General features: G+C 69.3%; 19 protein-coding genes. 9 read left to right on the top strand and 10 right to left on the bottom strand.

Annotated features, from left to right (window positions below):
- Nucleotides 1-15: 15 nt before the first annotated feature.
- Nucleotides 16-1,506, bottom strand: coding sequence for a ribonuclease G (gene rng / locus LK996_RS15930; protein WP_230528363.1), 1,491 nt, complete (start codon nucleotides 1,504-1,506; stop codon nucleotides 16-18).
- Complete coding sequence (locus LK996_RS15925) at nucleotides 1,503-2,108, bottom strand: Maf family protein (RefSeq protein ID WP_230528362.1); 606 nt, start codon at nucleotides 2,106-2,108, stop codon at nucleotides 1,503-1,505. Before LK996_RS15925 ends, rng begins: the two co-directional genes overlap by 4 nt.
- Nucleotides 2,109-2,275: 167 nt before the next feature.
- Here LK996_RS15925 and LK996_RS15920 point away from each other — a divergent pair, with 167 nt between their 5' ends.
- The 3 genes from LK996_RS15920 to LK996_RS15910 all read left to right on the top strand — a co-directional run bounded on the left by LK996_RS15920 (nucleotide 2,276) and on the right by LK996_RS15910 (nucleotide 4,011).
- The gene (locus tag LK996_RS15920) at nucleotides 2,276-3,004 is read left to right on the top strand and encodes an SIMPL domain-containing protein (RefSeq protein WP_230528447.1); all 729 of its coding nucleotides are present in this window, start codon (nucleotides 2,276-2,278) and stop codon (nucleotides 3,002-3,004) included.
- A 44-nt stretch (nucleotides 3,005-3,048) separates the two neighbouring features.
- On the top strand, nucleotides 3,049-3,261 hold the full coding sequence (locus LK996_RS15915) for a hypothetical protein (protein ID WP_230528361.1): 213 nt from the start codon (nucleotides 3,049-3,051) through the stop codon (nucleotides 3,259-3,261).
- 72 nt (nucleotides 3,262-3,333) lie between these two features.
- Nucleotides 3,334-4,011 (top strand): energy transducer TonB, encoded by a 678-nt coding sequence (locus LK996_RS15910; protein ID WP_230528360.1) that lies wholly within the window; start codon nucleotides 3,334-3,336, stop codon nucleotides 4,009-4,011.
- A 23-nt stretch (nucleotides 4,012-4,034) separates the two neighbouring features.
- Here LK996_RS15910 and LK996_RS15905 read toward each other — a convergent pair whose 3' ends face one another.
- The 7 genes from LK996_RS15905 to leuS form a co-directional block, all read right to left on the bottom strand.
- A complete protein-coding gene (locus tag LK996_RS15905; protein WP_230528359.1) occupies nucleotides 4,035-4,295 on the bottom strand; it encodes a hypothetical protein in 261 nt (86 codons plus the stop codon).
- Nucleotides 4,296-4,483: 188 nt separating this feature from the next.
- Entirely contained in the window at nucleotides 4,484-4,954 is a 471-nt protein-coding gene (gene rlmH, locus LK996_RS15900; RefSeq protein ID WP_230528358.1) for a 23S rRNA (pseudouridine(1915)-N(3))-methyltransferase RlmH, read from the bottom strand.
- A 13-nt stretch (nucleotides 4,955-4,967) separates the two neighbouring features.
- Nucleotides 4,968-5,390: a ribosome silencing factor gene (gene rsfS, locus LK996_RS15895; RefSeq protein WP_230528357.1), complete on the bottom strand. Its 423-nt coding sequence runs from the start codon at nucleotides 5,388-5,390 to the stop codon at nucleotides 4,968-4,970.
- A 31-nt stretch (nucleotides 5,391-5,421) separates the two neighbouring features.
- Nucleotides 5,422-6,117: a nicotinate-nucleotide adenylyltransferase gene (gene nadD, locus LK996_RS15890; RefSeq protein ID WP_230528356.1), complete on the bottom strand. Its 696-nt coding sequence runs from the start codon at nucleotides 6,115-6,117 to the stop codon at nucleotides 5,422-5,424.
- 3 nt (nucleotides 6,118-6,120) lie between these two features.
- Complete coding sequence (gene holA, locus LK996_RS15885) at nucleotides 6,121-7,167, bottom strand: DNA polymerase III subunit delta (RefSeq protein WP_230528355.1); 1,047 nt, start codon at nucleotides 7,165-7,167, stop codon at nucleotides 6,121-6,123.
- Between the two features lie 13 nt (nucleotides 7,168-7,180).
- Nucleotides 7,181-7,723 (bottom strand): LPS-assembly lipoprotein LptE, encoded by a 543-nt coding sequence (locus tag LK996_RS15880; protein ID WP_230528354.1) that lies wholly within the window; start codon nucleotides 7,721-7,723, stop codon nucleotides 7,181-7,183.
- Between the two features lie 47 nt (nucleotides 7,724-7,770).
- Nucleotides 7,771-10,512, bottom strand: a complete 2,742-nt coding sequence (gene leuS / locus LK996_RS15875; RefSeq protein WP_230528353.1) for a leucine--tRNA ligase — start codon at nucleotides 10,510-10,512, stop codon at nucleotides 7,771-7,773.
- A gap of 143 nt (nucleotides 10,513-10,655) precedes the next feature.
- Between leuS and LK996_RS15870 the strand changes: the two genes are divergently transcribed.
- From LK996_RS15870 to LK996_RS15845, 6 genes are all read left to right on the top strand, one after another.
- A complete protein-coding gene (locus tag LK996_RS15870) occupies nucleotides 10,656-11,555 on the top strand; it encodes an ABC transporter ATP-binding protein (RefSeq protein WP_230528352.1) in 900 nt (299 codons plus the stop codon).
- Nucleotides 11,552-12,313 (top strand): ABC transporter permease, encoded by a 762-nt coding sequence (locus tag LK996_RS15865; protein WP_230528351.1) that lies wholly within the window; start codon nucleotides 11,552-11,554, stop codon nucleotides 12,311-12,313. Before LK996_RS15870 ends, LK996_RS15865 begins: the two co-directional genes overlap by 4 nt.
- Nucleotides 12,314-12,339: 26 nt before the next feature.
- On the top strand, nucleotides 12,340-12,591 hold the full coding sequence (locus LK996_RS15860; protein ID WP_230528350.1) for a SemiSWEET transporter: 252 nt from the start codon (nucleotides 12,340-12,342) through the stop codon (nucleotides 12,589-12,591).
- Between the two features lie 112 nt (nucleotides 12,592-12,703).
- Nucleotides 12,704-13,234, top strand: coding sequence for a fimbrial protein (locus LK996_RS15855; RefSeq protein WP_230528349.1), 531 nt, complete (start codon nucleotides 12,704-12,706; stop codon nucleotides 13,232-13,234).
- Nucleotides 13,235-13,253: 19 nt separating this feature from the next.
- Nucleotides 13,254-14,042, top strand: a complete 789-nt coding sequence (locus tag LK996_RS15850; RefSeq protein ID WP_230528348.1) for a fimbrial biogenesis chaperone — start codon at nucleotides 13,254-13,256, stop codon at nucleotides 14,040-14,042.
- A complete protein-coding gene (locus LK996_RS15845) occupies nucleotides 14,039-16,519 on the top strand; it encodes a fimbria/pilus outer membrane usher protein (RefSeq protein WP_230528347.1) in 2,481 nt (826 codons plus the stop codon). The genes LK996_RS15850 and LK996_RS15845 overlap by 4 nt, the downstream gene beginning before the upstream one ends.
- Here LK996_RS15845 and LK996_RS15840 read toward each other — a convergent pair.
- On the bottom strand, nucleotides 16,516-17,163 hold the full coding sequence (locus LK996_RS15840; RefSeq protein WP_230528346.1) for a DUF998 domain-containing protein: 648 nt from the start codon (nucleotides 17,161-17,163) through the stop codon (nucleotides 16,516-16,518). The genes LK996_RS15845 and LK996_RS15840 overlap by 4 nt on opposite strands.
- Between the last annotated feature and the right edge of the window lie 44 nt (nucleotides 17,164-17,207).

The following is a 17,207-nucleotide window of genomic DNA, read 5'->3' as shown; positions in this document are numbered from 1 at the left end:
TTCCCGCTTGTCCTGTCAGAGCAGCACGACATCGAACTGCTCCTGCAGGTATTGCTCGTCGGACTGGAAGCGGATCGACTTGCCGAGGAATTCCTCGAGCTCGGCCACCGCCGAGCTTTCCTCGTCGGTGATGCGCGCGACGACCTTCGGCGAGGCGATCACCAGCAGGCGCGCCGCTTCGAACTGGCGCACCGCGCGGGTGATCTCGCGGAAGATCTCGTAGGTGACGGTTTCGGCCGTCTTCAGCGTGCCGCGGCCGCCGCATTCGTGGCACGGCTCGCACAGCTGGCGTTCGAGCGATTCGACCGTGCGCTTGCGCGTCATCTCGACCAGGCCGAGCGGCGAGAAGTCGTACACCGTGGTCTTCGCGTGGTCCTTGGCGAGCGACTTCTCGAGCGTGCGCAGCACCTGGCGGCGATGCTCGGCGTCGGTCATGTCGATGAAGTCGATGATGATGATGCCGCCGAGGTTGCGCAGTCGCAGCTGGCGCGCGACCGCCTGCGCCGCTTCGAGGTTGGTGCGGTAAACGGTCTCTTCGAGGTTGCGTTGACCGAGGAACGAACCGGTGTTCACGTCGACGGTGGTCATCGCCTCGGTCTGGTCGATGACCAGGTAACCACCCGACTTGAGCGGCACTTCCTTTTCGAGCGCGTGCTGGATTTCGTCCTCGACGCCGTACAGGTCGAAGATCGGGCGCGCGCCGACGTAGTGTTCGATCTTCTCCGCAAGGCCGGGCATGTACTGCGCGGCGAAGGTCTTGAGGCGATCGCAGGTTTCGCGCGAATCGACCTTGACCTTCTCGACGTCGCGGCGGATCAGGTCGCGCACGGCGCGCAGCGGGAGGTTGAGGTCTTCGTACACGCACGCGCCGAGCGGTGTCGACTTCTGCTGGCCTTCGACCAGCGCCCACACGCGGCTGAGATACGCGATGTCTTCGGCGAGCGCCTCGGCCGGCTGGCCTTCGGCATTGGTGCGCACGATGTAGCCCTGCCCGCCCGCGCCGGCGAATTCCTGCACGAGACCCTTCAGGCGCGCGCGTTCGGTTTCGTCTTCGATGCGCGAGGACACGCCGATCACGCGCGACTGCGGCAGCAGCACGAGGTAACGCGACGGAATGCTGAGCTGCGTGGTGAGGCGCGCGCCCTTGCTGCCGATCGGATCCTTCACGACCTGGACGATGATGTCCTGGCCTTCGCGCACGAGCTCGAGGATCGGACGCGGCGCGGCGGCGGGAACGGGAATGGACTCTTCGCCTTCGGCCGTCGCGGTCAGCGCTGCCGGACGCACGATGTCGTTGGCGTGCAGGAACGCCGCGCGGTCGAGGCCGATGTCGACGAACGCCGCCTGCATTCCCGGCATCACGCGCTGCACGCGGCCCTTGTAGATGTTGCCGACCACGCCGCGCCGCCAGCCGCGTTCGATGTGCAACTCCTGCAGCATGCCGTTCTCGACGACGGCCACGCGCGTTTCGCGCGGGGTGACGTTGACCAGGATCTCTTCGCTCATGCGCGCATGCTCCCGGTCGACTGCATTCCAATCGAAGGCTGGATTCCGAATTCGCGCAGCAACTTTGCGGTCTCGTACATCGGCAGGCCCATCACGCCGGAGAAGCTGCCGGACAGGTGCGCGATCAACACCTGCGCGCGCCCCTGGATGCCGTAGGCGCCGGCCTTGCCTTCCCACTCGCCCGAGGCGAGATAGTGCGCGATGTCGTCCTCGTGCAGCGGCGCGACGGTGACCAGCGATTCGGACACCACCTGCGCTTCGCGCGCCGCGCTCACCACGCTGACCGCGGAGATCACCTGGTGCGTGCGGCCGGAGAGGCGGCGCAGCATCGCGGCCGCGTCCTCGGCATCGCGTGGCTTTCCGAACACTTCGTCGTCGAGCACCACTTCGGTGTCGGCGCCGAGCACGACCGCGCCGGGCGCGGCGACGACCTGCAGCAGGCCGGCGCCGGCTTTTTCGCGCGCGACACGGCGCACGTATTCGCCCGCGCTTTCGCTCGGTTGGCGGTGTTCGGGAATGTCGAGCTCGAGGGTGCCGAACGTGTACCCGAGTCGGGCCAGCAGTTCGGAGCGTCGAGGGGAACGCGAGGCAAGATGCAGCATCGGCGCGAGTCTAACCCGCGGCTGTACCGCGACATTCGCGCGCTTTCGGCTTGACCCCGTTCGGGCTCACAGTTCGTTCACTCCGCGGCATCACCCCTGTCGCGGACAGGAAGACCCCTCACCCAATGGAGTACCGCATGACCCTGCGCCCCGCCGCCTTCACCCGCATGTCGCTCGCCGCCGCCCTCGGCCTCGCCCTTGCCTTCGGAACCACCATGACCGACGCCCGCGCCCAGAGCGCCACGCAAACCGCCCCGCTCCCCGCCGACGCCACCCTGTTGTCGGTTTCCGCGCAGGCCGAAGCCCGCCGCGTCCCCGACGTGGCGACCATCTCCGCCGGCGTCGTCACCCAGGCTGCCGACCCGAACGCCGCGATGCGCGACAACGCGACGCAGATGGACAAGGTGATGGCTGCCGTGCGCGCCGCCGGCATTGGCGAGCGCGACGTGCAGACCTCGGGCATCTCGGTGCAGCCGCAATACAAGTACGCGGAGAACTCGCCGCCGACGATCACCGGTTACCAAGCCAGCAACACCGTGAACATCAAGGTTCGCGACATCGGCAAGCTCGGCAAGGTGCTCGACGCGCTGGTGGCCAGCGGCGCGAACCAGGTCAACGGCCCGTCCTTCGAGATCGACCAGCCGGAACCGGCCTACGACGAAGCGCGCCTGGCCGCGCTGAAGAAGGCACAGGCCCGCGCCGAGACCTACGCGAAGGCGATGAACCTGCGCGTGCGCCGCATCGTGAGCATCAGCGAAGGCGGCGGCGGCTTCCACCCGCCGATCCCGATGATGCGCGCGCAGGCGATGGACATGGCGGCCAAGGAGACCTCGGTGTCGCCGGGCGAAACCACGCTGTCGGTCAGCCTTGACGTGGTTTTCGAACTCGGCCAGTAACACTCGCGGCCATCGCGCACAGCGCAACACGCGAGGACCGCGCCATGGCCGACAAGCAGAAGACCACCCCGCCCGCGGCCGATCCGCGGGCGGGCAAGAACCCGGGATACGCCGAGAACCACCCGCGCGATCGCGAAGACGCGCAGCTGCGCCCCAGGCAGACGCCGAAGCCGAGCCCCGACGAGCCGGGCATCGATCGCGATACCGACGACCAGCCGGATGCGACGCGCGACAAGGAAGACAAGTCGCGCCACTAAGTCGCTCAACCCCATTGCGCGCATCCGCGCGTTGAAGAGATCACATCGATCACTTCAACCCGGAGGCTCGCCATGTCGCAGACGCTCGCAGCACCGCTCCACCGCAACGCGCAGTTCGGGCATCTCCTGGTCGAACGGCCGAGCGCGGCACGCATCACCGCGTACGCCGGCGTCATCGCGCTGCACGTCGGTGCGCTGATGTTGCTGCTGATGCCGATGGCGCCGCCGGAAGCATTGCCGGCGGAAGAACAGGTCATCCAGCCATTCTGGCTGCCGCCGAAGATCGAAGTGCCGCCACCGCCTCCGCCGCCGACGGACCGCATTCCGCCGCGCACGACCACGACGCCGCGCACGACGGCGCCGATCGAACAACCGCCGATCCTCGTCGAGGAAAGCGTCGACATCGCACCGCCGCCGGATCCGAACCCCGACACCGCCACGGTGATCGAATCGATCCAGCCGCCCGGCCCGCTCGCCGGCGCGAGCCTCGAATACGTCCGCGCGTCGCCGCCGCCGTATCCGAAGGACGCGGAGCGCCGCCGCATCGAAGGCACCGTCGTGCTCGAAGTGCTGGTCGACGTCGACGGGCGCCCGATCGACGTGCGCGTGCAGACGAGCAGCGGCAGTCGTTCGCTCGACGAAGCGGCGCGCAAGCACGTGCTGAAGCGCTGGTTGTTCCGGCCGGCGATGCAGGGCGGCCGCGCGGTGCAGGCGGTCGGGCTGGTGCCGGTGCAGTTCACGATGCGCTGACGCGCGACAGCGCGGAGCCAACATCAGGCGAACCGGCGCGCGGCGGTTTCTGCTTCGACCAGCCGCGCGCCGGGAATCGCCTTGAACACCGCCGCAAGCGCGCCGAGCACCGCCTCCTCCGGCGTGCTCGCGATGCGCAGGAACTTCAAGGCGATGCAGCCCTTCTTCGCGACGCCGATGGTTGCGTCGTCGCAACCGCCGGCCCTGAGGCGATCGAGACAATCCGCAGCGTCATCGCTGTTGCGCGGCAGCGCAAATCGCAAAGTGAAGTCGTACTCGCTCATGGGTCGAGTCTGTCGCATCGCAGTGCTTGCATGTGGCGGATGCGGACTTGTCGCGAAGGCGATCGAGCGTTGGCGTGTCGCGAATTGCGGACGACTTGCAGCGAGAAAAACAGGGGTCAGAAAAACAGGGGTCAGAGCACTATTTCGGCGAAATAGTGCTCTGACCCCTGTTTTTCTGAACCCTGTTTTTACGCGCGGTGATACGGGTGGTTCGCGAGCATCGCATTCGCGCGATACAGCTGCTCGGCGAGCACCAGGCGCACCAGCATGTGCGGCAACGTCAGCGGTCCGAACGACCATTGCTCGTCGGCGCGCGCGAGCACCTCGGGCGCATGCCCTTCGGGGCCGCCGATCAGGAAACACAGATCGCGTCCGGCGCTGCGCCAGGTTTCCATGCGCTGCGCGAGCTGCTCGGAACTCCACACTTTTCCGCGCACTTCGAGCGCGACGACGAGCGCGCCCTTCGGAATCGCAGCCATCACGCGCGCGCCTTCATCGGCTGTCGCGCGCGCGGCATCGCGGCCCTTGCCGCGCAGGCCGGGTTCGATTTCGATGAGTTCGAGCGGCAGCCAGTGCGACAGCCGCTTGCGGTATTCGGCGAAACCGTCGGCGACCCACGCGGGCGCGCGTTCGCCGACGGCGATGAGGCGGGCCTTCATCGCCTCGCGGGGATCACTCGCCGGCGCGGCCGGCGGCGACTTCCTCGAATTCTTCAGGCGGCTGGTCGCCAACCGTCCACAGGCGCTCGAGCGCGTAGAACTCGCGCACGCGCGGCAGCATCACGTGGACGACGACGTCGCCGAGGTCGACGAGCACCCATTCGGCTTCGCGCTCGCCTTCCACGCCGAGCGGCATGCAGTCGAGTTTCTTGGCGTGCTTCACCACTTCGTCGGCGATCGACTTGACGTGGCGGGTGGAGGTGCCCGACGCAATGACCAGGTGGTCGGTGACGCTGGTCTTGCCGCGGACATCGATCTCGACGACATCCTTCGCTTTCAGTTCCTCGACGGCGTTGCGCACGTGCTGGAGGAGGACTTCGGCCGGGGGCGGCGGGTTGGGAAGGCGGGTCTTGATGACTTGCGCGGCGGTGGTCAAGGGCAGCTGGGCTCGGTGGAGACGGCGGGGATTATACGAGGCCGTCGGGACGGCCTGATGTGAATGCGTCGGCGGTGTAAAGCCGGTGGTCGGCGATCCATGCGGCCACGGCGGGCGACACCCATTCACGCCAGCGCGGATCGCCCGCGGCGATGCGGCGGCGCAGCTCGGTCGACGACTCCGGCCGCTCGGCCCCGAGCCTGAATTCGGCGAAGCCCCCCGCCGGTAGCGCATGCAATTGCGCGGGCAGGCACCAGCGGTGCTCGAGCTCGGCGTGCACGGCCGGTGCGCGTGCGGCCAGCGCGGCCGGATCGATCGGCGCGCCCGGGCGGTCGATCGCGAGCACATGGGCCAGCTCGAACAACTGCCGCCAGCGATTCCACGTGTCGAGTTCGAACACCGAGTCGCCGCCGACCATCCACACGATCGGCGCATGAGGGCCGAGTTCGGCGCGCAGCTCGCGCAGCGTGTCGACGGTGTACGACGGACCGGCGCGACGCAGTTCGCGCGTGTCGACGATCAACCCCGGTTCGCCGTCGACCGCGAGTTCGAGCATGCGCGCGCGTTGTTCGGCGTCGGCGTGCGTCGGGCCCTTGTGCGGCGGATCCGCGGCGGGGATCAGGTGCACGTCGGCGTGCAGCGCGTCGCGCACCGCGCGCGCGATCGCGAGGTGGCCGGTGTGCACGGGATCGAAGGTGCCGCCGTAGCAGAGGACGAGCGGCGTCATCGGTCAGCCCAGCAGGCGCACCGCGCCGGGATCGGCGACGGCGAGCAGCGCGCGTTCGAGCGCGATCCACGCATCGTCGGGATCCACGCCCACGCGGCCGCGGCCCTTCGCGATGCGATCGACGCGGCCGATTTCCGCGGCGATGCGTTCCCAGCGCGCCGCGCCGTGGCGCTTCAGCGCGCGCACGTACGCGGCCTGCTTCGCATCCCAGATGCGTTGCGACTTCATTTCCGCCTGCAGGTTGCCGCCGCGTTCGGACACGCGCGCGAACTGCGCGAGCAACTGCACTTCGCGCGCGACCATGCCGAGCAACGCGGGCACCGCTTCGCCTTCGGCGCGCAGGCCATGCAGCATGCGGGAGACCTGCGCGGGCTGGCCGTTCATCGCCGCGTCGATCAGGCGGAACACGTCGAAGCGCGCCGAGTCGGACACCAGCGCTTCCATCATCGCGGCATCGATCGTGCGACCTTCGGCAAGCAGTGCGAGCTTGTCGATTTCCTGCGCGGCGGCGAGCAGGTTGCCTTCGACGCGATCGGCGAGCGCCTGCACGGCGTCGCGTTGCGCCTTCAGGCCGCGCGCGCGCATGCGGGATTCGATCCAGCCCGGCAACTCGTGCGGCTTCACCTGCCACGCGGTGACCTGGTGGCCGATGCGCCCGATCGCTTCGCTCCACTTCCCCGCGTACGCCTTGCCCCACTCCGCGCACGTCACGAGCAGCACGACGTCGGGTGGCGGATCTGCGCAGAACGACGAGAGGATCTCCGCGCCTTCCTTGCCTGGCTTGCCGCCCGGCATGCGCACTTCGACGACGCGCCGCGTCGCGAACAGGCCCGGCGCCTGGAACGCGGCCGCGACCGAATCCCAATCGGGATCGCGGCCTTCGATGTCGTACACCTCGCGATCGCCGATGCCCTGCGTGCGCGCGGCGGCGCGTACCGCATCGGCGGCTTCGAGCACGACCAGGGTTTCCGGGCCCGCGATCAGGTACGCGGGCTTCAACGGCTCCGCCGCGAGGCGGGAAACGAGTTCGCCGGGCTTGAGTTCGGCCATGCCGCGCCTGCGGTCAGGGCTCGATGACGCTGTCGCGGCCGCGCCGCTCGGGGTGCGTCACGTTCAACGCGGCGCCGACGCGGCGCAGGATCGCGGTGCTCATGTCGCGACGCAGTTCCCTGGCGAGCAGCTCGCGTTCGCTGGTCGCGCCGACCGAGTCGGCCGGCGGTGCGACGTAATCGCGCGAGAGTTCGACGGCCTGGCGCGGCACGACGACGTTCCCCTGCGGATCGACCAGCGCGAAGATCACCGCGTAGCGCAGGCTGAACTCCTGCGCGCGACCGAGCTGGTCGATGCTGATCGGCGTGTCGCCCCAGCGCTCGGTGAAGATCTGCAGCGTCGTCGCCGGTTGCGTGGGATCGGTCGCCGCCTGCGCGCCGGCGTTGGTCATCGCATCGGCCAGCGTTTCGGCGAGCGGGCTGTACGGATCGGGCGCGACCACGCGCACCGGGTTGAGTTCCGGCGGGATCGAGATCGCATTGCGCAGGTGGAAGCCGCAGGCGCTCGTGACGCCGGCCAGCGCCAGCAGGCCGGCGAGCCGGAAGGTCAAGGACATCGTTCGCATGCGGGGCAGTCTGGACGAGCCGGCGAGCGCGGGCAACATCAACCCGCGGCCGCCACGATGTTCACGATCTTGCCCGGGACGACGATGACCTTGCGCACGACTTGCCCTTCGAGGAAGCGCGCGACCGCAGGCTCCGCGAGCGCGGCGGCCTCGACCGCTTCGCGCGCCGTATCGGGCGCGACTTCGATCGTGCCACGCAGCTTGCCGTTGACCTGCACCGCGAGCGTGAGCGCGTCGCGCTTGAGCGCTTCGGGTTCCGCCTTCGGGAAAGGCACGTCCTCGAGCAGCGTCTCCGGGTGGCCGAGCACCTGCCACAACGCGTGCGACACGTGCGGCGTCACCGGGTTGAGCAGCAGCACCATCGCCTGCAGCGCTTCGTGGCGCACCGCGCGGCCCTGGTCGGACATGTCGTCGAACTTCGCGACGTGGTTGAGCAACTCCATCAGCGCAGCGATCGCGGTGTTGAAGCTGTGGCGGCGACCGTAGTCGTCGCCGACCTTCTGGATCGTTTCGTGCAGCTGGCGGCGCAGCGTCTTCTGCGCGGCGTTCAATTCCGACGGCGCGACGACCGGATGATCCGGCTGCGACGCATGCGTCGTGACTTCGCGCCAGAAGCGGCGCAGGAAGCGCGCCATGCCTTCCACACCCGCCTCGTGCCATTCCAGCGACTGCTCCGGCGGCGCCGCGAACATCGAGAACAGGCGCACCGTGTCGGCGCCGAACTTGTCGACCATCGCCTGCGGGTCGACGCCGTTGTTCTTCGACTTCGACATCTTCTCGATGCCGCCGATGTGCACCGGCTGGCCGTCGGCCCGGAGGTGCGCGCCGGTGATGCGGCCGCGTTCGTCGCGCTCGGCATCCACGTCGGCGGGATTGATCCACTCCTTCGAGCCGTCGGCGTTGTCGCGCCAGTACGTCTCGGCGATCACCATGCCCTGGCACAGCAGGTTGGTCGCCGGCTCGTCGCTGTTCACGAGGCCCGCGTCGCGCAGGAGCTTGTGATAGAAGCGGAAGTACAGCAGGTGCAGGATCGCGTGTTCGATGCCGCCGATGTACTGGTCGACCGGCGTCCAGTAGTTCGCGCGCGCATCGACCATGTCGGCCGCGCCCGGCGAGGTGTAGCGCGCGTAGTACCAGCTCGACTCCATGAAGGTGTCGAACGTGTCGGTCTCGCGCTCGGCCGGGCCGCCGCACTGCGGGCACGTGGTCTTGCGCCACTCGGGGTCGGCCTTGATGGGCGACTGGACGCCCGAGAACGCCACGTCTTCGGGCAGCACAACCGGCAACTGGTCTTCGGGCACCGGCACCGCTTCGCACTTCGCGCAGTAGATGACCGGGATCGGACAACCCCAGTAACGCTGGCGGCTCACGCCCCAGTCGCGCAGGCGGAAGTTCACGCGGCGCGTGCCGTGGCCTTCGGCCTGGAAACGCGCGGCGATCGCTTCGAACGCGCCGTCGTAATCCAGGCCGTCGAAATCGCCGGAATTGATCAGGATGCCGCGCTCGGTGTACGCGCCGACCTCCTGGATGCCGCGCTCGAAATCCTGCACGACTTCGACGGCCGCGCGCGTTTCGTACACGTCGGTCGTGCCGCCGTGCAGCGCCGCGTCCATCGGGTCTTCGCGCTTGGCGAGGTCGTCCGTCATTTCCTGCAGCGCATCGAGCACTTCCGGCGACGCGATCACCATGCGGATCGGCAGCGCGTACTGCTTCGCGAATTCCCAGTCGCGCTGGTCGTGGCCCGGCACCGCCATCACCGCGCCGGTGCCGTAGCCCATCAACACGAAGTTGGCGACGTACACGGGCAACGCTTCGCCTGTGATCGGATGGCGCGCGCGCAATTGCGTGTCCATGCCGCGCTTGGCCTGGGTTTCGAGCTCGGCTTCCGACACGCCGCCGTGGCGCAGCTCTTCGATGAAGGTCGCGAGCGCGGGATTGGTTTCGGCCGCGCGCTTCGCCAGCGGGTGTTCGGCGGCGATGCTCACGAACGTCACGCCCATCAGCGTGTCGGGGCGCGTGGTGAACACGTGCAGCTTCTCGTCGGTGCCGTCGACCTCGAACGCGAACTCCAGGCCTTCGCTGCGGCCGATCCAGTTGCGCTGCATCGTGCGCACGGCGTCGGGCCAGCCAGGCAGCGTGTCGAGGCCGTCGAGCAGTTCCTGCGCGTAATCGGTGATGCGCAGGAACCACTGCGGGATCTCGCGCTTTTCCACGATCGCGCCGGAACGCCAGCCGCGTCCGTCGATCACCTGTTCGTTCGCGAGCACGGTCTGGTCGACCGGATCCCAGTTGACGACCGAGTTCCTGCGGTACGCCATGCCCTTCTTCAGCAGGCGCACGAACATGCGCTGCTCGTGCACGTAGTAATCCGGACGGCACGTGGCGAACTCGCGCGACCAGTCGATGGCGTAGCCCATCGTCTTGAGCTGGTCGCGCATGTGTTCGATGTTCGCGTAGGTCCACTTCGCCGGCGCGGTGCGGTTCTTGATCGCGGCGTTCTCGGCGGGCAGGCCGAACGCGTCCCAGCCCATCGGCTGCAGCACGTTGCGGCCGTTCATGCGCTGGAAGCGGCTGATCACGTCGCCGATCGTGTAGTTGCGCACGTGGCCCATGTGCAGCGCACCCGACGGATACGGCAGCATCGAGAGGCAGAAGAACTTCGGGCGCGGGTCGTTCTCGCGCACTTCGAAGGCTCGGGTGTCGCCCCAGAAACGCTGGGCGGCGGATTCGAGGGCGCGGGGTTCGTAAGCGTGCGCTTCGGCGGACGTAACGGCGGACATTCTGGCCGGTGGGGGAATGCGTCGAATGGGCCGGCAAGACTAACAGACCGACCCTGTCGAAGGTCCCGGTGTCCATCGCCACGCGAGCGGCCGCAAGGGCCATGCCTACCCTGCGCACGCCCAACCTCCCCCATTTCCCTTCGATGTCCCTCGCCATCCAGACCCGCGGCCTGACCCGGCGCTTTCCCGGAGGCCACGGCGTCGCCGACCTCGATCTGTCCGTGCCGGCCGGCGCCGTCTTCGGTTTCCTCGGTCCCAACGGGGCCGGCAAGACCACCACGATCCGCCTGCTCCTCGGCCTGCTGAAACCGCAGGCGGGCGAGATCTTCCTGCAGGGATATCCGCTCGGCGCGCGGTCGCGGCCCGCGCTGGCGCGCGTGGGCGCGCTGGTCGAATCGCCCGCGCTCTATCCGCACCTCACCGGCCGGCAGAACCTCGAGGTCACGCGACGCCTGCTCGGCACGTCGCGCACGCGCATCGACGAAGTCCTCGCGATCGTCGGCATGCGCGATGCGGCGGAACGTCGCGTGCGCGATTACTCGCTGGGCATGCGCCAACGCCTGGCGATCGCGCTCGCCATGCTCGACGACCCACGCCTGCTGATCCTCGACGAACCCGCCAACGGCCTCGACCCCGCCGGCATCCTCGACATGCGCCTGTTGCTGCGCAGCCTCGCGAACGACCACGGCATGACCGTGTTCGTGTCCAGCCACCAACTGGGGGAAGTGGAACTCGTCGCCTCGCACGTCGGCGTGCTGCGCGAAGGCACGCTGCGTTTCCAGGGCACGATCGCCGAACTGCGCGCACGCAACGCACCGCGCGTGCTGCTGCGCGCAGACGACCCGGCGCGCGCCACGCACCTGCTGGCGACCGCCGGCGAAGCGGTCGCCGCCATCGATGCCGAAACACTCGCGGTCGCAATCGGCGGCCGCGACGAAGCGCAGCTCAACCGCCTGCTCGTCGAAGGCGGCCTGCAGGTCTCGCACCTCGCGCGCGAACAACCGTCCCTCGAATCGCTGTTCTTCCGGATCGCGCACGCATGAACGTCCTCCTGCGCACCCTCTCCGCCGAAGCGCTGAAGCTGCGCGGCACGCTCGCCGCGTGGATGTGCCTGATCGCGCCGAGCCTCGTCGTCGCGCTGTACGTGCTGCAGATGGCGACTTCCGATTATTCGAAGCGCGCGCCGGCGGCGGGTGCAGATGCCTGGTCGTTGTTCGCGCAGAGCACGATGGTGCTGTGGGCGCTGCTGATGCTGCCGTTGTTCGTGACGTTGCAGGCGGCGTTGCTCGCGGGCCTCGACCACGGGCCGCAGCGTTGGAAGCACCTGCTCGCGTTGCCGTTGCCGCGCAGTTCGCATTACTTCGCGAAGGCGCTGGCGCTCGCCGCGATGGTGGCGGCGGCGACGATGTCGATGGTCGTCCTGGTCCCCGTCGGCGGCTGGGTCTTGTCGATCCTGCAACCGAAGTTCGGCATCGCCGGCCCCGCGCCGTGGGCGATGCTCGTCGAACGCAGCCTGGCCGCCACCGCCGCCGCGATGCTCATCGTCGCTCTGCACACCTGGGCCGCGTTGCGCTGGCGCAGCTTCACGGTCGCGGTGTCGATCGGCATGACCGCGACGGTGGCGGGGTTCCTGGTCGGGCAGTCGGCGCGCTTCGGGCGCTTCTATCCATGGTCGCTCCCGCTGCAGGTGCATGCGGCGGACGGCCGCTTCACCACGTGGGCGGTCGCGGCCGGCCTGGCCGGCGGCGTGGCGCTGACCGTGCTCGGCGCCATCGCGTTCGCACGGCGCGAGGTGGATTGACGCGCGACTGGGCGATACTGCCGGCCATGGACCTGACCTGGGCCGGCTACGTCGCCGCAACGCTGACCACCCTCGCCTTCGTGCCGCAGGCGGTGAAGACGTTGCGCACGCGCGATACGCGCAGCATCTCGCTGTACATGTACGTGGTGTTCACCGCCGGCGTCGCGTTCTGGCTGGTGTACGGCATCTACCTGCATTCGTGGCCGATGATCATCGCGAACATCGTGACGCTCGGGCTCGCGGCGATGATCCTTTACATGAAGTTGCGCTGGCGCTGAGCGCGCAAGTGGTGCGTTCCGGGGTTTTCCGACACCGCATCGCGGCATCCACCGACTGCGCGCGACCGGCGCGACGCCGAGCATGGACACACCCCAACAAGGAGTGTCCGCAATGCGCATCAAGCCCCTGTTCCTCGCCGCCCCGCTGTTCGCCGCCGCCTGCCTCGCCGCACCGCAGGCCTCTGCCGACAACGGCACCATCACCTTCAATGGCCAGCTGACCGATTCCACGTGCGAAGTGCGCGGCGGAATGACGGGCTCGCCCTCGTTCTCCGTGCAACTGCCGACCATCAGCGCCGCTTCGCTCGCGCCCGGCGAAACGCTGGGCCACACGTTCTTCCGCATGGAACTGCAGAACTGCGCGGCGGTGGCCAACGGCGTCAAGGCGTACTTCGAAAGCGGCAGCACCGTCGACCCGAACCTCGGCACGCTCCCGACCAACCTGACCGGCGTGCACCTCGCGCTCTTCGACGCAGACTCCACGCCGATCGACATCGGGTCGGAGGCGCAACGCACGGACAACACGCTCTACCAGCCGGGCGACGCGATGCACTACCAGGTCGCGTATCGCAACGTCGGCGCCGTGCCCGCGACACCGGGGCTGCTCGCCGCCAACGCGACATACTCGTTGCACTATCCGTGATCGGCGGGAGAACGCGCGCATGCGCCCCGTCGGCATCGTCGCGGCCCTGTGCATGACGCACGCGCTCGCATGCGCTTCGCCGGCGCATGCGGGCGTGGTGCTCGCCAACACGCGCGTCGTCTTTCCCGGCGACGCGCGCGAAGTCACGGTGCGGCTGGACAATCGGCACGCGCATCCGGTGCTCGTCGAAGCGTGGGTCGAACGCGGCGGGCAGCCGTCGCGCGACGGGCCGACGATCGTGCCGTTCGCGCCCCATCCGCCATTGGTGCGCATCGACCCGGGCAAGGGCCAGGCGCTGCGCGTGCATCGTCTGCCCGGCCCGCTCCCGAGCGATCGCGAAACGCTGTTCTGGCTCAACGTGCTCGACGTGCCGCCCGATCTACCGGTGTCGATGCACGCATCGGCGATGAAGATCGCGTTGCACACGCGCGTGAAGCTGTTCCATCGTCCCGTGGGCTTGGCGGGCATCGCGTCGAAGGCCCCGGCGGCGTTGCGCTGGTCTCTGCGCGATGGTGCGCTGCACATCGAAAACCCAACCCCCTTCCACGTGAGCATCGCCCGCGTGGTCGTCGGCGACGGCCTCGACCTGCATGGCGACATGGTGGCGCCGTTCGGCGCGCTCGCGTTGCGGCTCGATGCTGCGGCACCCGGCAAGGCTGCGATCGACGTGACAATGCAGCAGCTCGCGGCGCGACGGACGACGTGGTTGCAGGCCTCGCGGCGTGTCTCGTTCGACGCGATCAACGATGTCGGTGGGAAGGATCGCTTCGACGCCGCGCTGCAGGCGTTCGTCGAGCGCGCGCCATGACATCGCGCGCGTCGCTGTTCGCGACGTTCGCGGTCGCGGCGTGTGTCGCGCGCGCCGGGGATGCGCCGCAGCGGGTCACGTTCGATGCGTCGCTGTTGCGCGGTGCGCGGTCCGGTGCGGTCGACCTGTCGGCGTTCGAGCACGGCGCGTCGATCGTGCCCGGCGAGTTCGACGTCGAGATCGTGCGCAACGGCGTGCCGATGGGGCGCCGCCGCGTGCGATTCGACGATGCGGAAGGCGTGGAGGGCGCGGCGCCGATCGCGTGCGTCGACCGCGCGTTGGCGGCGTGGCTCGAAGTGGCGACCGCACGCCTCGCGCACGTTGCACCCGATGCATCGGACGCGGACGCATGCACACCGATCGAACGCCTGCACCCGGCCGCGCGCGCCGAATTCGATGTCGCAAACCTCACGCTACACGTTTCGATGCCGCAAGCCTTGCTGCGCCGACGCGACGACGCGATCGACCCCGCGACGCTCGACGCGGGAATCCCCGCCCTTCGCGTCAACTACGCCGCGAGCGTCATCCGGCAACCGGGCGATCCCGATGCGCAGCACGCCGGCCTGCACGTCGACGCGGGCGCGAACGCCGGCGCATGGCGATGGCGGCACCGCGGGTCGCACACGTGGTCGACGTCGCGGGAACGTCGAAGCCAGGTCCTCGCCTCCACGCTGGAGCGAGACGTGTCGCGATTCGATGCGCGCCTCACGTTCGGGGACCTGTTCGTGTCGGGCGCGGGCTTCGATGCGATCGGGCTGCGCGGCGTGCACTTCCGCTCCGACGACCGCATGGTGCCGCCCGATGCGACGCGGCCCGCGCCGGTGATCCGTGGCACGGCGGACACGCATGCGCGCGTGCAGGTGCGGCAAGCAGGCTTGTTGTTGCTCGACGTTCCCGTGCCGCCGGGGCCGTTCGCATTGGAGCAGGTGCGTCCAATGGCACGCGACGGCGCGTTGCAGGTCCACATCGAGGAAGCCGACGGACGCACGCGGAGTTTCGAAATGCCGTGGGCCACGCTGCCCGGGTTGCTGCCCGAGGGCCGCGCACGCTTCGATCTCGTCGCGGGTCTGCGGCGCGCAGAGGACGGCGGCCGCGGCGATGCGCCCGTATTCCAGGGCGGTATCCAACGCGGCCTGCGCGATCGGCTGACCTTGCGTGCTGGTGCGCAGCTCGCGTCCGATTACGCGCAGTCGCTGACCGGTGCGGTCTTCGCGTCGCGCTTCGGCGCGATGTCGCTCGACCGGGCGCACGCGCGCAGCACGTCGCGAGGTGTGCGAACGGTGGGCGCAAGCACGCGCCTGCACTGGTCGACGCGATTCGCGCCGACGCGCACGCACTTCGACCTCGGCGCCTGGTTCCGTGCGGATGCCGGCCACCGCTCCCTGCACGAGGCGATGCGCGCACGTCGGTCCACCGACCATCGCGACCCGCCGCTCGCGCTCGCGCGCATCGAAGCCTCCGTCCACCAGGCGTTCGGCGCGCAGCGGCATGGCGTGCGCCTGGCACTCGTCGAACGACGCTTCGAGCTTCACGACAACGCACGCAGCCTGCAATTGGCCTGGGCCGTGCCCATGCGGCCCCGCGGCATGCAATTGCACGCATTGCTCGAACACACGCGCGGCAACGGCCCGGACGCATCGACGCAGGCGACGCTCTCGTTCTCCGTCCCGCTGCAGGTGCGTGCGGAGGGTCCGCCGACCTTCCTGCAGGCGCATGCGCGCGCGGGTCCCGATGACGCCGCCTTGCAAGCCGACGTCAGCGGCGCTTTCGGCGAGCACGCGCACACCGCGTGGCGCGCAGGGCTTGCGAAGGCGCGTCGTGGCGATGCGATCGCGAGCGCGTCGCTCTCGCGCAGCGGCAGTGCCGGGCACGTCGCGTCAGGCTGGAGCACATCCGCGGGTCGTCATCGGTGGTCGGCGTCGGGACATGGCAGCGTCGTGGCGCATCCGCATGGCGTCACGTTCGGACCGCCGCTCGGCGAAACCGCCGCGCTGGTGCGCGCCCAGCACGGCGCGGGCGCACGCCTGCTGCACGCGCCGCAGTTGCGGCTGGATCGCCACGGCCGCGCATTGGCGCCGCACCTGTCGCCCTATCGCCGCAACCGCGTCGGCATCGATCCGCTGGGTGCGGCCGCGGGTGTCGCGTTCGACTGGACCGAGCGCGACGTCGTGCCCCGCGCCGGTGCGCTCGTCGACGTCGTGCTGCCGAGCACGCTGGCCGCGACGCGCTTCGTTCGCGTCGTCGTCGATGCGTCGGGCACGCCTGCTTCGTTCGGCGCACGCATCGTCGATGCGACGCAGGCGACGCGCGGCCTCGTCGGGCGCGACGGACTCACCTGGCTCGATGCCGACGACGACCTGCCGCTCGCGCTGCATCGGCGCGAAGGCGAAGACGTCCTGCAATGCACGCTGGCCGCGTCGCCCGACGCGAAATCATCGAACCCCGACGCCCTCGCAACACTCGCCTGCGTCGACTAATCGCGTTCGCGCGGCAACCACAGGCCCCATCCCATGCACGCCACCCAGGCCAGCCACGCGACGAATGCAATACGCTGCCCCATCGCCGGCGCGCCCGGCATGGCGACGAACGAAAACACCAGCACGAGCGCCGCCACGAACGCGGTCGCGAAGCGCAACGCGATGCGCCCGCGCCACCCGATCGCGAGCAGCACGCCACCCGCGGCGAACGCGATCCACCACACCGTCCACGCAGCGGTGTGCAATCGCGCGACGCCGTAACCGAAGCCCTGCCGCGCATCGATCGGCAACATCCCCTGCGCCGCGAACGCCAGCGCGGCGAGCGCGCACAACGTCCAGCCGACACCGAGCAACCGCCCGCCGCCGTCGACGCGCGCGTTGTCGGCGATCGACGTGCGCACGATCGCGGCCCACGCGAGCAAGCCCGGCAGCACGAAGCCGAACAGGTCGAACGCCCACCATCGCGGCACGCCGCGCGCGCCGAGCAGCGCGACCGGATGCGTCGCATGCGAGAACCCGTCGAGCATCGCGCCGAAGCCCAGCAGCGCGCCGACGAAGCCCAGCAGCGCGAGCGCCGACAGCAAGCGCGTGGAAGGCAGGCGCGTGGAAGGCAGTCGTGGAGGCGAAGTCGAGGGCTCGGTCATCGCCCCATGCTAGCGTGCGGGCTTGCCGCGCCGCACGAACGTCC

The sequence above is a fragment of the Noviluteimonas lactosilytica genome, from assembly GCF_020866925.1.
GTDB lineage: Bacteria > Pseudomonadota > Gammaproteobacteria > Xanthomonadales > Xanthomonadaceae > Noviluteimonas > Noviluteimonas lactosilytica.
This window is presented reverse-complemented; position numbering and strand designations above follow the sequence as displayed.

Coding starts and splice junctions, on each gene's coding strand:
- LK996_RS15865 (WP_230528351.1), top strand. CDS start 11,552: ATGAACGTCCTCCTGCGCACCCTCTCCGCCGAAGCGCTGAAGCTGCGC.
- rlmH (WP_230528358.1), bottom strand. CDS start 4,954: ATGAAGGCCCGCCTCATCGCCGTCGGCGAACGCGCGCCCGCGTGGGTC.
- LK996_RS15880 (WP_230528354.1), bottom strand. CDS start 7,723: ATGTCCTTGACCTTCCGGCTCGCCGGCCTGCTGGCGCTGGCCGGCGTC.
- LK996_RS15920 (WP_230528447.1), top strand. CDS start 2,276: ATGTCGCTCGCCGCCGCCCTCGGCCTCGCCCTTGCCTTCGGAACCACC.
- rng (WP_230528363.1), bottom strand. CDS start 1,506: ATGAGCGAAGAGATCCTGGTCAACGTCACCCCGCGCGAAACGCGCGTG.
- LK996_RS15910 (WP_230528360.1), top strand. CDS start 3,334: ATGTCGCAGACGCTCGCAGCACCGCTCCACCGCAACGCGCAGTTCGGG.
- LK996_RS15870 (WP_230528352.1), top strand. CDS start 10,656: ATGTCCCTCGCCATCCAGACCCGCGGCCTGACCCGGCGCTTTCCCGGA.
- LK996_RS15855 (WP_230528349.1), top strand. CDS start 12,704: ATGCGCATCAAGCCCCTGTTCCTCGCCGCCCCGCTGTTCGCCGCCGCC.
- nadD (WP_230528356.1), bottom strand. CDS start 6,117: ATGACGCCGCTCGTCCTCTGCTACGGCGGCACCTTCGATCCCGTGCAC.
- leuS (WP_230528353.1), bottom strand. CDS start 10,512: ATGTCCGCCGTTACGTCCGCCGAAGCGCACGCTTACGAACCCCGCGCC.
- LK996_RS15850 (WP_230528348.1), top strand. CDS start 13,254: ATGCGCCCCGTCGGCATCGTCGCGGCCCTGTGCATGACGCACGCGCTC.
- LK996_RS15905 (WP_230528359.1), bottom strand. CDS start 4,295: ATGAGCGAGTACGACTTCACTTTGCGATTTGCGCTGCCGCGCAACAGC.
- LK996_RS15845 (WP_230528347.1), top strand. CDS start 14,039: ATGACATCGCGCGCGTCGCTGTTCGCGACGTTCGCGGTCGCGGCGTGT.
- LK996_RS15915 (WP_230528361.1), top strand. CDS start 3,049: ATGGCCGACAAGCAGAAGACCACCCCGCCCGCGGCCGATCCGCGGGCG.
- LK996_RS15840 (WP_230528346.1), bottom strand. CDS start 17,163: ATGACCGAGCCCTCGACTTCGCCTCCACGACTGCCTTCCACGCGCCTG.
- holA (WP_230528355.1), bottom strand. CDS start 7,167: ATGGCCGAACTCAAGCCCGGCGAACTCGTTTCCCGCCTCGCGGCGGAG.
- LK996_RS15925 (WP_230528362.1), bottom strand. CDS start 2,108: ATGCTGCATCTTGCCTCGCGTTCCCCTCGACGCTCCGAACTGCTGGCC.
- LK996_RS15860 (WP_230528350.1), top strand. CDS start 12,340: ATGGACCTGACCTGGGCCGGCTACGTCGCCGCAACGCTGACCACCCTC.